1 protein-coding gene is annotated in these 1,377 nt (G+C 72.6%); it reads right to left on the bottom strand.

From position 1 onward, the window contains the following. Nucleotides 1-1,377 (bottom strand): S1 family peptidase (locus G6048_RS48095; protein WP_165345896.1); only part of this gene is annotated, 1,377 nt, incomplete at both ends.

The raw sequence follows: 1,377 nt of genomic DNA, 5'->3' as shown, positions 1-1,377 counted from the left end.
CGGAGCCGATGGCCTCGCCGGCGGCCCCGATGGCGAAGCGGTTGCCGTCGGCGGTCATGGTGCTGGCGAAGCCGTCGCCGGCCTCCGGGGAACCCGGTACGTTCGTGCTGTCCTGGTGGACGGCGATATTGGTGGCGCCGCGCAGGTAGAAGAAGTCGCCCGCCCTGGCGACGCTGCCGATGGACTCGCCGGGCACGCCGATGATCAGGAACGGTTCGCCCGCGGCGGTGGTACCGGCGGCCAGCGAGTCCCCCATGCGGTCACCGGCCTCGACGCCGGAGTCGCCGATGGCTCCGGCGCCCTGGCCCTCCTCGAGGTGGGTGCCCTTTTTGGCGCCCGCGCCGAGGCCGCCCGGGGCGCCGTGCAGGATGTCGACCACGCCGGGGTCGTCGACGCTGCCTATGTCCTCGCCGGCGGTGCCCACGACCAGCTCGGTGCAGCCGTCCTCGTCCCAGTCGACGGTGGCGATCTCCTGGCCGAACCAGTCGCTGGGCTCGGAGTTGCCGGTCACCCAGTCCAGGTCCTGGGTGATCTCGGCGGTGCCCTTGCCGCCGCCGTACATGACGCGCACGAGTCCGGCGTTGGCGTCGCCGCCGATGGTGGCCTGCGGGTCGCTGATGGCGATGTCTTCGACGCCGTCGCAGTTGAAGTCGGTGACGCGGTTCGCGCCGACCTTGGAGTTCACCCAGGAGGCCAGGTCGTCGACGCGGGCGGTGATGGCGCCGGTGTCGGTGACGGTGGCGTCGACGCCGAAGCAACCGCCTTGGTACGACTGGCTGTTCAGCGCCACCAGCTGGTGCGCGCCGCCCGCCACGCGGACCACGGGGCCGCCGGTGTCACCCATGCAGGCGGCCGCGCCGTCCTTGCCGGTGACCGTGGCGGTGGTGGCGGCAGCAGCGGTCACCGAGAACGCGCCGGTGTGCAGCTTCAGCGGCGCCCACTCGGTCTTGGTACGCCCGTACCCGGCGAACTTCAGCTCCTCGCCCGCGGCGGGTGCGGTGGTGGCCAGGGCGACGGGAGCGACGTTGGTGACCGGCCGGTTCAGGCGGGCCAGGACCACATCGCGGTCCGTACGCGGAACAAGCTCGACGACCTCACGCGCGGCACCGCCGGTGCCGGTCAGGTCGGAGCGGCCGATGGTCGCGGTCGTCTTCAGCGCCGGCTTTCCGGCGGGCACCGCGAGACTGGCGGCCGGGTTGTCGGCGAAGCAGCTGGCCGCGGTGAGCAGCCACTCGCGGTCGACCAGGACGCCGGAGCAGGCGCGTTCGGTGTCGCCCATGACGAGCTTGGCGGTGAAGGCGTATGTGCCGTCGGTGACGGGATCCCCAGCTACGGCGAACGCGGGCGCAGCAGTGAGAGAGGTCGCGGCTGCGGCCG

Origin of the sequence: Streptomyces ureilyticus (assembly GCF_011045025.1) — a bacterium.
Taxonomy (GTDB): domain Bacteria; phylum Actinomycetota; class Actinomycetes; order Streptomycetales; family Streptomycetaceae; genus Streptomyces; species Streptomyces ureilyticus.
The sequence above is the reverse complement of the archived record's forward strand: the minus strand, read 5'-3'. Positions and strand labels throughout refer to the sequence as shown.